Annotated in this window: 11 protein-coding genes; 6 read left to right on the top strand and 5 right to left on the bottom strand. The window is 70.7% G+C overall.

The genetic code is table 11. The features are described from left to right. Positions 1–182: 182 nt before the first annotated feature. A complete protein-coding gene (locus G6N20_RS15415; protein ID WP_083050463.1) occupies positions 183–1,346 on the bottom strand; it encodes an FAD-binding oxidoreductase in 1,164 nt (387 codons plus the stop codon). 161 nt (positions 1,347–1,507) lie between these two features. Between G6N20_RS15415 and clpB the strand changes: the two genes are divergently transcribed. From clpB to G6N20_RS15390, 5 genes are all read left to right on the top strand, one after another. After that, entirely contained in the window at positions 1,508–4,054 is a 2,547-nt protein-coding gene (gene clpB, locus G6N20_RS15410) for an ATP-dependent chaperone ClpB (protein WP_083050470.1), read from the top strand. 105 nt (positions 4,055–4,159) lie between these two features. Continuing rightward, positions 4,160–4,990, top strand: a complete 831-nt coding sequence (gene ttfA, locus G6N20_RS15405) for a trehalose monomycolate transport factor TtfA (RefSeq protein WP_083050476.1) — start codon at positions 4,160–4,162, stop codon at positions 4,988–4,990. Positions 4,991–5,083: 93 nt separating this feature from the next. Next, complete coding sequence (gene pyrE, locus G6N20_RS15400) at positions 5,084–5,623, top strand: orotate phosphoribosyltransferase (protein WP_083050479.1); 540 nt, start codon at positions 5,084–5,086, stop codon at positions 5,621–5,623. A gap of 19 nt (positions 5,624–5,642) precedes the next feature. Next, a complete protein-coding gene (locus tag G6N20_RS15395; protein WP_083050494.1) occupies positions 5,643–6,539 on the top strand; it encodes a hypothetical protein in 897 nt (298 codons plus the stop codon). After that, the gene (locus G6N20_RS15390; RefSeq protein ID WP_083050491.1) at positions 6,536–7,180 is read left to right on the top strand and encodes a TrmH family RNA methyltransferase; all 645 of its coding nucleotides are present in this window, start codon (positions 6,536–6,538) and stop codon (positions 7,178–7,180) included. Before G6N20_RS15395 ends, G6N20_RS15390 begins: the two co-directional genes overlap by 4 nt. Positions 7,181–7,198: 18 nt before the next feature. Here the strand turns inward: G6N20_RS15390 and secE2 are convergent, their stop codons facing one another. The 4 genes from secE2 to G6N20_RS15370 form a co-directional block, all read right to left on the bottom strand. Continuing rightward, the gene (gene secE2 / locus G6N20_RS15385) at positions 7,199–7,414 is read right to left on the bottom strand and encodes a calcium dodecin (RefSeq protein WP_083050482.1); all 216 of its coding nucleotides are present in this window, start codon (positions 7,412–7,414) and stop codon (positions 7,199–7,201) included. A gap of 22 nt (positions 7,415–7,436) precedes the next feature. Further along, a complete protein-coding gene (locus G6N20_RS15380) occupies positions 7,437–7,742 on the bottom strand; it encodes a hypothetical protein (RefSeq protein WP_142272132.1) in 306 nt (101 codons plus the stop codon). A 129-nt stretch (positions 7,743–7,871) separates the two neighbouring features. Beyond that, complete coding sequence (locus G6N20_RS21810; protein WP_163663083.1) at positions 7,872–9,743, bottom strand: PE family protein; 1,872 nt, start codon at positions 9,741–9,743, stop codon at positions 7,872–7,874. A gap of 363 nt (positions 9,744–10,106) precedes the next feature. Beyond that, positions 10,107–11,072, bottom strand: coding sequence for a LysR family transcriptional regulator (locus G6N20_RS15370; RefSeq protein ID WP_083052649.1), 966 nt, complete (start codon positions 11,070–11,072; stop codon positions 10,107–10,109). A 24-nt stretch (positions 11,073–11,096) separates the two neighbouring features. Between G6N20_RS15370 and G6N20_RS15365 the strand changes: the two genes are divergently transcribed. Next, positions 11,097–12,248, top strand: a complete 1,152-nt coding sequence (locus tag G6N20_RS15365) for an XdhC family protein (protein ID WP_170300379.1) — start codon at positions 11,097–11,099, stop codon at positions 12,246–12,248. The last annotated feature ends 22 nt before the right edge of the window (positions 12,249–12,270 follow it).

The following is a 12,270-nucleotide window of genomic DNA, read 5'->3' as shown; positions in this document are numbered from 1 at the left end:
ACGTCCAAGATCTGCCATAGCCGGGCCAGCCGGTACCTGTTGTTATCGGATGCGGAATTGAATCGGAAATGCCGATCGAAGAGGTACAGACGCGGGTACAAAATTAGCTGCATACGCAAGCAATTGAGGAAATTGCCGCTCGCCGACGGGCGGCGATTTGCGTCGAAATGCGGGCACGGTCACTACCGTGACAACGGGTCGTGCTGAATGCGTTCCGGCGGAGCGCCTTTGGCGATCAGCGCGGCCTTGGTCGCGCACACCATGGCCGGTCCGCCACAGATCAGGATCTGCCGGTCGCCCCAGCCGCCGAATTTGGTGACCGCCTCGGGCAGCCGGCCGGTCTGGGGCACGTGCAGGCCGCGCGGCGGTGTGACGTCGGGATAGTCGGCGGCCCAGGCCGGATCGCGGTCGTACTCCGACACCGGCGAGACCGACAGCCACGGATTGTGTGCCGCAATCTGCCACAGCGTGCGCAGGTCGTACAGCTCGCAGCGGTAGCGCGCGCCGAAAAACAGATGCACCCGGGGATTCACGGCGTAGCGGGCAAGATCCATGATCAGTGCGCGCAGCGGGGTCAGGCCCGTGCTACCGGCGATCATCAGCACATCGCCGCCGTCGCGGTCGACGTGCAAGCCGCCGTGCGGGCTGGACAATCGCCACCGGTCGCCCGGCCGCGTCTCGTTGACGACGGCGTTGCTGACCAGGCCGCCGGGCACCACTCGGACGTGAAATTCGATCCTGCCGTCCGGGTCGGCCGGAACGGCGGGGCTCAGGTATCGCCAGCGGTGCGGGCATTGCGGGACATGGACGTTGACGTACTGGCCGGCGTGATAGGGCAACGGGCGATCGAGCCGCAGCCGGACCACCGCGAGATCCCGGGACACCCGCACGTGCTCGGTGACGGTGCCGTCCCACCAGGCGGGCCCGTCATCGGAATCCGCGGCGCCGCTCATCACCCCGGTGATCAGGTTGAGCGACTGGTTGGCGGCCTCGTCGACGGCTGGCGTCCAAGCGGCTCCCAGATAGCCGCGCAACGTTGCGTACAGTGCCCGGCGCAATGTCTCGTACTGGGTTGGCAGCACACCGTATTTGCGGTGATCACGGCCGAGCTGGGCCAAGAAGGCCACCGGTGCCTCGGCCCGCTGGGCGACGAGCTCGCCGTACACCCAATGCAGCGCGTGCGCGAAAGCGGCTCGCTGGCCGGCCATTTCGGGCGGGAACAGGTCGCGCACCGAGACGTCGAGGGCAAACCAGTTGGCGTAGAACCGGCGGACCAGGCCGTTGGCGTCGTCGGGCGTGAAGGCGTCGTGCAGCACCCGCAACGCATCGCGGTCGTCCAGGCCCACGGCCCTCGATTCTAGGCTGGCCGTGCTAGGCCGCCGATCAGATCGCTCACGCGGTGGCCGGCCCCCGACGGCCGGCTAAAATTGAGCGGAACAGACTCAACCTTGACGGCGTTGAACAACCCGACGAGCATTTTTCCGAACGTACCCCGAATGGAGGCGTCGTGGACTCTTTCAACCCGACGACCAAGACGCAGGCGGCCTTGACGTCGGCTTTGCAGGCGGCGTCGGCCGCCGGCAACCCCGAGATCCGGCCCGCTCACCTGCTGATGGCGCTGCTGACCCAAAACGACGGGATCGCCGCACCGTTGCTGGAGGCCGTCGGTGTCGAGCCCGCCACCGTGCGCGCCGAAACCCAGCGCCTGCTCGACCGGTTGCCGCAGGCGACCGGGGCCAGCGCGCAGCCGCAGCTGTCCCGCGAGTCGCTGGCGGCGATCACCACCGCGCAGCACCTGGCCACCGAGCTGGACGACGAGTACGTCTCCACCGAGCACGTGATGGTCGGGCTGGCCACCGGTGACTCCGACGTCGCCAAGCTGTTGACCGGTCATGGCGCCTCGCCGCAGGCGTTGCGGGAGGCGTTCGTCAAGGTGCGCGGCAGCGCCCGGGTCACCAGCCCGGAGCCGGAGGCGACCTATCAGGCGCTGGAGAAGTACTCCACCGACCTGACCGCCCGCGCCCGCGAAGGCAAGCTCGACCCGGTCATCGGGCGCGACAACGAGATCCGCCGCGTGGTGCAGGTGCTGTCCCGTCGCACCAAGAACAATCCGGTGCTGATCGGCGAACCCGGCGTCGGCAAGACCGCGATCGTGGAAGGCCTGGCCCAGCGCATCGTGGCCGGCGACGTCCCGGAAAGCCTGCGCGACAAGACCATCATCGCGCTCGATCTGGGGTCGATGGTGGCCGGCTCCAAATACCGCGGCGAATTCGAGGAGCGCCTCAAGGCCGTCCTCGACGACATCAAGAACTCGGCCGGGCAGATCATCACGTTCATCGACGAGCTGCACACCATCGTCGGTGCCGGCGCCACCGGCGAGGGGGCGATGGACGCCGGCAACATGATCAAGCCGATGCTGGCCCGCGGCGAGCTGCGGCTGGTCGGGGCGACCACGCTGGACGAATACCGCAAGTACATCGAGAAGGACGCCGCGCTGGAGCGCCGTTTCCAACAGGTGTTCGTCGGCGAGCCGTCGGTGGAGGACACCATCGGCATCCTGCGCGGGCTCAAGGACCGCTACGAGGTGCACCACGGGGTGCGCATCACCGACTCGGCGCTGGTGGCCGCGGCCACGCTGTCCGACCGCTACATCACCGCCCGCTTCCTGCCCGACAAGGCCATCGACCTGGTCGACGAGGCGGCCAGCCGGCTGCGCATGGAGATCGACTCGCGGCCCGTGGAGATCGACGAGGTCGAGCGGCTGGTGCGCCGGCTGGAGATCGAGGAGATGGCGCTGTCCAAGGAGGAGGACGAGGCGTCCAAGGAGCGGCTGGCCAAGCTGCGCTCCGAGCTGGCCGACCAGAAAGAGAAGCTGGCCGAGCTCACCACCCGTTGGCAGAACGAGAAGAACGCGATCGAAATCGTCCGCGAGCTCAAAGGGCAGCTGGAAGCCCTGCGCGGGGAATCGGAGCGGGCCGAGCGCGACGGCGACCTGGCCAAGGCCGCCGAGCTGCGCTACGGGCGCATCCCCGAGGTGGAGAAGAAACTCGACGCGGCGCTGCCGCAGGCGCAGGCCCGTGAGCAGGTGATGCTCAAGGAGGAGGTCGGTCCCGACGACATCGCCGACGTGGTCTCGGCGTGGACCGGCATCCCGGCCGGTCGGCTGCTGGAAGGCGAGACCGCCAAGCTGCTGCGCATGGAAGACGAACTGGGCAAGCGGGTGGTCGGTCAGCGCAAGCCCGTGCAGGCCGTCTCGGATGCGGTGCGTCGCAGCCGGGCCGGGGTGTCTGACCCCAACCGGCCCACCGGGGCGTTCATGTTCCTCGGCCCCACCGGCGTCGGCAAGACCGAGCTGGCCAAGGCGCTGGCCGACTTCCTGTTTGACGACGAGCGGGCGATGGTCCGCATCGACATGAGCGAGTACGGCGAGAAGCACACCGTGGCCCGGTTGATCGGCGCCCCGCCCGGCTATGTGGGTTACGAGGCCGGCGGTCAGCTGACCGAGGCGGTGCGGCGGCGCCCCTACACGGTGGTGCTGTTCGACGAGATCGAGAAGGCGCACCCCGACGTGTTCGACGTGTTGCTGCAGGTCCTCGACGAGGGCCGGCTCACCGACGGGCACGGCCGCACGGTCGACTTCCGCAACACCATCTTGATCTTGACGTCCAATCTGGGATCGGGTGGCAGCGCCGAGCAGGTGATGGCCGCGGTGCGCGCCACGTTCAAGCCGGAGTTCATCAACCGGCTCGACGACGTGTTGATCTTCGAGGGCCTCAACCCCGAGGAGCTGGTGCAGATCGTCGACATCCAGCTGGCGCAGCTGGGCAAGCGGCTGGCGCAGCGGCGGCTGCAGCTGGAGGTGTCGCTGCCGGCCAAGCGCTGGTTGGCGCAACGCGGATTCGACCCGGTGTACGGCGCCCGGCCGCTGCGCCGGCTGGTGCAGCAGGCCATCGGGGACCGGTTGGCCAAGATGCTGCTGGCCGGCCAGGTGCACGACGGCGACACCGTGCCGGTCAACGTCAGCCCGGACGGCGACGCGCTGATCCTGGGCTGATTTGTCCGCCGAGCAGACGCAAAATCCCGCCCGCGGGGCCTCGCGCGGGCGATTTTGCGTCTGCTCGGCATCGAAGGGCCGCGACAGCAGATAGGCTATTCGGCGATGGTCCCGCTCTGGTTCACGCTATCCGCGCTGTGCTTCGTCGGTGCGGTGGTGTTGCTGTATGTCGACATCGATCGACGCCGCGGGCGCAGCAGACGCCGGAGGTCGTGGGCGCGGTCGCACGGATTCGACTACGAACGCGAATCCACCGAGATAGTCAAGCGCTGGACGCGTGGCGTGATGTCGACGGTGGGCGACGTCGCCGCCCACAACGTCGTGCTGGGCCAAATCCGCGGCGAGGCGGTGTACATCTTCGACCTCGACGAAGTCGCCACGGTGATCGCGTTGCACCGCAAGGTCGGCACCAATGTCGTGCTCGACCTGCGCCTCAAGGGTCTCAAAGAGCCTCGGGAGAGCGACATTTGGCTGCTGGGAGCGATCGGGCCGCGGATGCTGTACGCCACCAACCTGGACGCCGCCCGGCGGGCCTGCGACCGGCGCATGGTCACCTTCGCGCACACCGCACCCGACTGCGCCGAGATCATGTGGAACGAGCCGAACTGGACGTTGGTCAGCCTGCCCATCTCCAGCACGCGCGCCCAGTGGGACGAGGGGCTGCGCACCGTGCGCCAATTCAACGACCTGCTGCGGGTCTTGCCGCCGCCGCCGCAGGAGAACCCGCAGGAAACGGCGCCCCGCACCGCGGCACCGGGGCGTCCGTTGGCGCCGGCCGGTCGCACGGAGTTGCCGCCCCGGCGCCAGGTGGATCCGGCCGCGGCGGTGATCGCCGATTCGGCCCGGCGGGCGGAGCCGGTCCGCGGCGACGACGGCGTTCGGCGTCCGCCGTCAACCGGGCGCAACGGCCAGCAGGCCACGAACTACCGACCCTGACAGCACATGCCACCCAGCCCGACGACAACGTGACCGCGGTGACGCAGCTCACCCGGGCCGTGCTGCCCGGCGGGTCGAAGGGCGCCGGCGGACGTGGCCGGGTCTGACCGGGCCGAGCTGGCCGAGCTGGTGCGCCGGTTGTCGGTGGTGCCCGGCCGAGTCACGCTGTCGTCGGGCATGGAGGCGGACTATTACGTCGACCTGCGACGCGCTACCCTGCATCACCGGGCGTCCGCGTTGATCGGCCGGCTGATGCGGGAGCTCACCGCCGATTGGGATTATGCGGTGGTGGGCGGCCTGACCCTGGGCGCTGACCCGGTGGCGACGGCGATCATGCACGCGCCGGGTCGTCCGATCGACGCGTTCGTGGTCCGGAAGTCGGCGAAAACCCATGGTATGCAACGACTTATCGAGGGATCCGAGGTGTGCGGCCGGCGGGTTCTGGTGGTCGAGGACACCAGCACCACCGGCGGCTCGGCGCTGACCGCGGTGCGCGCCGTCCAAGACGCAGGCGGCGACGTGATCGGCGTGGCCACCGTCGTGGATCGCGGCACTGGGGCCGCTGAGGCCATCGAAGCGCAGGGACTGCCCTACCGAAGTGTGCTGGGCCTTGCCGATCTGGGGCTGGGCTGAGGCTGCCGGCGGAATCACGGTGCGCATTCTCATTGCGATGGTGGTAGCGGTTTCCTGCCTAGTGGGCTGCTCGGGTTCCAGTCATCCCGGTCGCATCTACGGCGCGGACACCGCCCGGTTCGGCGAATCGCTGGCCGTGCTGGGCTGGAACATGGCGGTGTCGAATCTGCGCTGGGAGGGCGACTATGTGCTCGTCGACGTCGACGCATCCCCGGCGGATCCGCGGGCGGCGCACGCCAAACCGCAGGACATTCGTTATGGCCTCTACGGTGCGCTGGCCCACCCGATGGAGTCCGCCGGCCTGGGCAGCTGCGCCGACGCGATGACCCACGGGCGCGGCATCGCCGCACCGCTGTCGGCGCCTGGCGACCGGCTCACCGGCACGGTCTGCCTGGGCCCGCTGAAGGACCGCAGCGCGGTGCGCGGTGTGTACACCTACTCGCCGCATGATCGGATCCCCGGTACCGCCGCGGCCTATGCGGCCGCGTTTCCGGTGGGGATGCTGCCGACCAACGCCAACGACACCGGCCTGGTGGTCAAGACCGCCAGCGTGTCGGCGTGGCGGGCCGACGGCACCCCGCTGAGCAAGGCGCACCTCGGGGACCCGGTGGCGTTCACCGGGAACGGCTACATGCTGCTGGGGCTGGAGGCCGACGGCCTCGCGGACCGGTATCGCGACGACTCCGCCGCCCGCGGCGGCCCGCTGATGCTGCTCGCCTCGCCGAGCCTGCCCGGCCCCGGGCTGAGCCCGGCCTGCGCGACCTACGGGTCGTCGGTGCTGATCCTGCCCGACGCGTCGCGGGACGCGGTGCGCGTCAACGCGTCGCTGTGCACGCAGGGCGAAATCAACGAGGCGCTGCTGTATGCCACGGTGGCGATCGTGGGCACGCACGCCGCGGTGTGGACGGCGCGATGAGCGGGCCGGGGCCCACCGAGTGGGGCGCACCGGGCCGCGGCGTGGGACCCTGGGCGGGCGAGCTCCCGGACGACCCGCGGTATGACCCGGTCTTGTTGCGTGACGGCGATGCTCGCAATGTTGTCGACGCCTACCGGTACTGGACCCGGGAGGCGATCATCGCCGACATCGACCGGCGGCGTCATGCGCTACACGTGGCGATCGAAAATTTCGGTCACGACGCCAATATCGGCTCGGTGGTGCGCACCGCCAACGCGTTCGCCGTGGACACCGTGCACATCGTCGGTCGCCGGCGGTGGAACCGGCGCGGCGCCATGGTGACCGACCGCTACCAGCGGTTGCGGCACCATGACAGCACCGCCGGGCTCTTTCGGTTCGCCGCGGGCGCGGGTTTGACCGTGGTCGCGGTGGACAACGTCCCCGGGGCGGCGCGGCTGGAGCGGACCAATCTGCCGCGGGACTGCCTGCTGGTGTTCGGTCAGGAAGGGCCGGGCATCAGCGACGACGCCCGCGCGGGTGCGGCGCTCACGGTGTCGATCGCCCAGTTCGGCTCGACCCGCAGCATCAACGCCGCCGTCGCCGCCGGGATCGCGATGCATGCCTGGATCCGCCAGCACGGGGACCTGTCGCGCGCTTGGTGAATCGAGTGTGTGGCGGCGTCAGCGCGGTTGCGCCGGCCTCATCTTGAACGACACCTCGAGCTTGATGCGGTAGGTGATCTTGCCGTCGGCGTCCACGGCCATGTCCTGCTCGATGACCCGAGCGACGCGGATGTCATCGACGCTGTCCCGCGCCCGCTGGACCGCCTCCGCCGCGGCATGCTCCCACGACGTGGGGCTGGTCCCGATGATGTCGATCACCTTGTACACGCTCATGGGGATACAGCGTATAGCCTCGTCAACCGGAAAAGGTCGGCCCGCCGATTCGGCCCTGATGTCGGCGGCTTTCGACGCGCGAGTGGCGCTGCGGCGCAATAATTTTCGCCATCAGCGAGTTGGATTTCGGATGCTGCTCGTGGTCTCGCTCGTTAAAGTTCGTCGGGGTCTGGGTGTTCTGACAGGCCGCTTCAGGCGTCGCAGGTTCCTCATCTGCCCCACGGGTACCTGGAATTGACCGATTTACGATGCGCCCGCCTAGCAGCGACAGCCACGGTTGTCGCTGCTGGGCGGGCACATCGCACATCCCTGCCGTGCCGGAACGCATGTGGCGAGTGCGACAACAGGGAACATGCACCGCGCGCACCGGGTCGCCATTAGCCGCGGCGCGCGGGGTCATTCTCGTTCCGGCCCATAGCGATACCGCTAGAGTCCCTTGCTGCGGCGAGCGTCGGGGTCAGCCGTGTGCGCCGGACTTGCCCTGGGCACCGAGGTCGCCGGGGTTGCCGTCGGCGCCGGTCTTGCCAGATCCGAAGAGCCCGCCTGCTCCAGCAGCACCACCCTTGCCGCCGCCGCCACCGGTCCCGCCGTCACCGCCAGTCCCGCCGGCGGCGCCGGCGCCGGTGCTGCCCGCCTGGCCGATCAATCCGCCCGCGCCGCCGGCGCCGCCATGTCCGCCATCACCGCCATCACCGCCGGTACCGCCGTCACCGCCGTCACCGCCGCGACCGCCGTCGCTGCCGAAACCGCCGAAGGATTTGGCGGTTTGACCGCCGTTGCCGCCGGTACCGCCGGCGCCGCCGACGGCACCGGCACCGCCGTCACCGCCGAGGCCGCCGAAACCGCCGGCGCCGCCGTCACCGATCAGCAGCCCGCCCCGACCACCGGCACCCCCGTTGCCGCCGTGGCCGCCGCCGCCACCAGTCGCGCCGATGCCACCGGTGCCGCCGGCGCCGCCGGCGCCGCCCTGGCCCCCACGGTTGTCCGACCCTAAGTAGCCGGGGCCGCCGTTGCCGCCGTCGCCGCCGCGCGCGCCGCCGCCGCCGGTGCCGCCGGCGCCGCCGCCACCACCGCCGCCGCCATCGCCGCCGGTGGAGAAGATACCGTTGGCGCCGCCGCCGCCATCACCCCGCCGCCGCGGCGGGGCCGCCGTCGCCGCCGCGTCCGCCGCCGCCGGCGCCGCCGCCGCCGGAGACCCCGATGCCGCCGGCGCCGCCGCCGGCGCCGCCGCCCTGCCGCCGTCGCTTTCGGCGCCACCCGCGCCACCGTCGATGCCGCCGCCGGCGGTGCCGCCGCCGGAGCTGGCGGGACGACCGTCGCCGCCGGCGCCGCCGGCGCCGGCGCCGCCACCGCCGCCGACGAAGCTGGCCACTGTGCCGTTGCCTCCCTTGCCGCCGGCGCCGCCAGGTGCGCCGTCCCCGCCGTCGCCGCCGGCGCCGCCGCCACCGCCGTTGAGCCCGCCGGCGCCGCCGTTCCCCCCGGCTTGCCCGGAGCCGCCGTCGCTGCCTGGGCCGCCGCCGAAGCCGATGCCGCCACTGAAACTGCCGTCGGAGCCGTTGGCCGCGCGGTCGCTGCCATTCCAGGTCGGTGTCGGGTTGACGCCGGCGGCACCCGCCGCGCCGGCCCCGCCGTGCCCGCCGGCCCCGCCGGTGCCGAACAGCCAGGCGTTGCCGCCGACACCACCGTTGCCGCCATCACCACCGAGCACGGTGGCGGTCCCGCCGGCGCCGCCATTTCCGCCGTTGCCGGACAATAACCCGCCTGCCCCGCCGTTGCCGCCCGCCCCGCCTGCCCACCCGTTACCGCCGGCCCCGCCGTTGCCGATCAACCCCGCAGAGCCTCCGTCGCCGCCGGCCAGGCTGCCGATGCCGCTGGTGAAGCTGTAGCCATTTCCGCCGTTGCCGTACAACAACCCGCCGGGCTGACCGTTAGGACTGGCCGCGGTCCCGTCGGCGCCGTTGCCGATCAGCGGCCGCCCCAACAACGTCTGGGTGGGCGCATTAATCACACCCAACAGGTTCTGCTCGATCGTCTGCAACGGCGACGAGTTGGCGGCCTCGGCGGTCGCGTACGCGGTTCCTGCCGCGGTCAACGCCTGCGCAAACTGGTCATGAAACGCCGCCAGCTGAGCGCCCAACAGCTGATACTGCTGGGCTCGGGTGCTGAACAACGCCGCAATCGCCGCCGACACCTCGTCAGCGGCCGCCGGCAACAACGCCGTCGTCGGACCCGCCGCCGCCGTGTTCGCCGCGGTGATCGCCGACCCAATCCCCGCCACGTTCGAGGCCGCCGCCCCGACGAGCCCCGGCGCCACAGTGACAAACGACATCGCAATCCTCCCAGCAACATCACCCGCGGCGCGCGACGCCCCGGAGAACCCTCTAGGATGTAGAATGCGCGCCCAGGCAAGGCCAGCTCAAGGGCAATCCGCCCACCGAAATGCCAAATCGATAAGGCACAGTGCACCGTGGGGCGGCACATCTCGCTGGTGTCAAGTGATCGCTGCAACACCTGACCGAGAGGTGTTGCTGCTGCATGGGTTGCTCGAGGGGGTTTCGGGGTCCGGGGCCCACCCCGAACAGACCACACTCACAGTGTGCACGTCGCGGAACCAGCCGAAACCAACCAGCACCCAAGCTGGTTGGCGCCGCTGACCCATTACGGGTCAACTCCTAGCTCAGGGCCGACGGCACTAACTCCACAGCGTGACGTGCACCTTCGGACGAAACCGCGTCACCCCGACCCCACTGCCCCGGATCATCGCCTGGATGCAGCGGGGCGTGGTGATGAAGCGGACCAGCTCGGACACCGCGGGTTGGCGGGCCGACGGCGCCAACGTCGCCGCGCACCACTGGCCGGCCCGATCCAGCCCGGGACCGGTTACATGCACCAGCCGTCCGGCGGCAAGGTCTTTGGCGACCGCGAAACCGATGGTCAGGGTCGCACCGCCGACGCGGAGCACCTCTTCCAGCGCGGCGGCGTCACTCTGGAAGATCCGCTGCTGGAACTCCGGAATTGCCAAGCCGCGCAACATCGTTGCGATCTCCCCGTCGACGCTGCCGGCCGACGGGCCCAGCATCCACCGCTGGTGCCGCAGCAGCGCCGGGGTCGGGCTGCCCACCGCCAGCGGGCTGTGCGGTGCGACCACGGTGATGATCTGGTACTTCAGGAACGGCCGCACGAAGATCGAGCCGTCGGCACCGAACCAACCTTCGCTGGCCGGGCCGATCGCGATGTCGACCGCGCGCGAGCGGATCAGGTCGCGGAATCGGCTGGTGGGATGCACGCTCAACTCGACCGAAAGGTCGTCGGCGCGCGAGGAGAACAGCTCGATCAGACCAGGTGCGGCGTGTTCGGCGAACGTGCTGGCCGCGGCGATGCGCAGCAGCCGGCGCCCGTGGGCGGCCTCGGTGACCTCGATCGCGGTTTGTTGTTGCAGGCCCAGGATTTCCACGGCGCGGCTGGCCAGCCGCAGCCCGCCGGGGGTGAACGCCAGACCGGCCGCGGTCCGGGTGAACAGCGGGTCGTCGAGTTCCTTGCGCAGGGCCGCGACGTGCATCGAGACGCCGGCGTCGGAAACACCCAGTTCCGCGGCGGCGGCCCGCACCGAGCCCAAGCGCACCACCGCCGAATAGGCCCGAAGTTGAGCCGGGGTCATGAGGATGAGCCTACTTTGGGAGGTGTGCGCGACGTGCTTGCCGAGTTGATGGCGATCTGGAGTGCCGGGGACACCGCGGGGGTGGCGACGGTGGTGCGCACGTTCCGGTCGGCGCCCCGGCAGCCGGGAGCCGCGCTGCTGGTGGCGCCGGACGGCTCGGTGAGCGGGTCGGTGTCGGGTGGTTGCGTCGAGGGCGCCGTGTACGAGCTGGCCGCCGAGGTGGCCCGGGGCGGGCCACCTCGGCGGGCGCGCTACGGGGTGGGCGACGCCGACGCGTTCGCGGTCGGGCTGACATGCGGCGGCAGCATCGACGTCTTCGTCGAATCCATCTCGCGGACCGCCTTTCCCGAGCTCGGCGAGGTGGCCGAGGACATCACCGCCCATCGGCCGGTGGCCGTCGCGACCGTCATCGCCCATCCGGACGCCCGGCGCGTCGGACGCAGGCTCGTGGTCCGGCCGGACACGGTGGCCGGGTCGCTGGGGTCGCTACGTGCCGACACCGCGGTCATCGACGACGCGCGGGGTCTGTTGGCCTCGGGGCGCACCGAGGTCCTCGAGTACGGGCCCGACGGGCAACGTCTCGGCGAGGGCATGGAGGTCTTCGTGTCCAGCTACGCCCCGCGCCCGCGGATGCTGGTGTTCGGCGCCATCGATTTCGCCGCCGCCCTGGCGCGGCAGGGCTCGTTCCTGGGCTACCGGGTCACCGTCTGCGACGCCCGCTCGGTTTTCGCCACGCCGGCACGTTTCCCGACGGCCGACGAGGTCGTCGTCGACTGGCCGCACCGCTATCTGGCCGCCCAGGCGCAGGCGGGCGCCGTCGACGAGCACACGGTGATCTGCGTGCTGACCCACGATCCGAAGTTCGACGTCCCGGTGCTCGAGGTGGCGCTGCGGCTGCCGCGGGTCGGCTATGTGGGGGCGATGGGATCGCGCCGAACGCACGACGACCGGATGGCGCGGCTCAAAGCGGCGGGGCTGACCGATGCCGAGCTGAGCCGGCTGTCCAGCCCGATCGGACTGGACCTGGGCGCCCGCACCCCGGAGGAGACCGCGGTCTCGATCGCGGCCGACATCATCGCGCGGCGTTGGGGTGGCGGCGGGCGCCCGCTGGCCGAGATGGTCGGCCGGATCCACCACGACGCGCACGAGTTAAACGATCACTTAACTCGACATTGACGGCCGTGTGGGGGCGGTTGAC

The sequence above is a fragment of the Mycobacterium shinjukuense genome (genome assembly GCF_010730055.1).
Classification (GTDB): domain Bacteria; phylum Actinomycetota; class Actinomycetes; order Mycobacteriales; family Mycobacteriaceae; genus Mycobacterium; species Mycobacterium shinjukuense.
Note: the sequence above shows the minus strand (reverse complement) of the source record. Positions and strands in the feature narration are given on the sequence as shown.

Bases quoted from the DNA above. Each gene is read 5' to 3' on its own strand.
- ttfA (WP_083050476.1), top strand. From the start codon at position 4,160: ATGGTCCCGCTCTGGTTCACGCTATCCGCGCTGTGCTTCGTCGGTGCG.
- G6N20_RS15390 (WP_083050491.1), top strand. From the start codon at position 6,536: ATGAGCGGGCCGGGGCCCACCGAGTGGGGCGCACCGGGCCGCGGCGTG.
- secE2 (WP_083050482.1), bottom strand. From the start codon at position 7,414: ATGAGCGTGTACAAGGTGATCGACATCATCGGGACCAGCCCCACGTCG.
- G6N20_RS15380 (WP_142272132.1), bottom strand. From the start codon at position 7,742: ATGCGTTCCGGCACGGCAGGGATGTGCGATGTGCCCGCCCAGCAGCGA.
- G6N20_RS21810 (WP_163663083.1), bottom strand. From the start codon at position 9,743: ATGTCGTTTGTCACTGTGGCGCCGGGGCTCGTCGGGGCGGCGGCCTCG.
- G6N20_RS15370 (WP_083052649.1), bottom strand. From the start codon at position 11,072: ATGACCCCGGCTCAACTTCGGGCCTATTCGGCGGTGGTGCGCTTGGGC.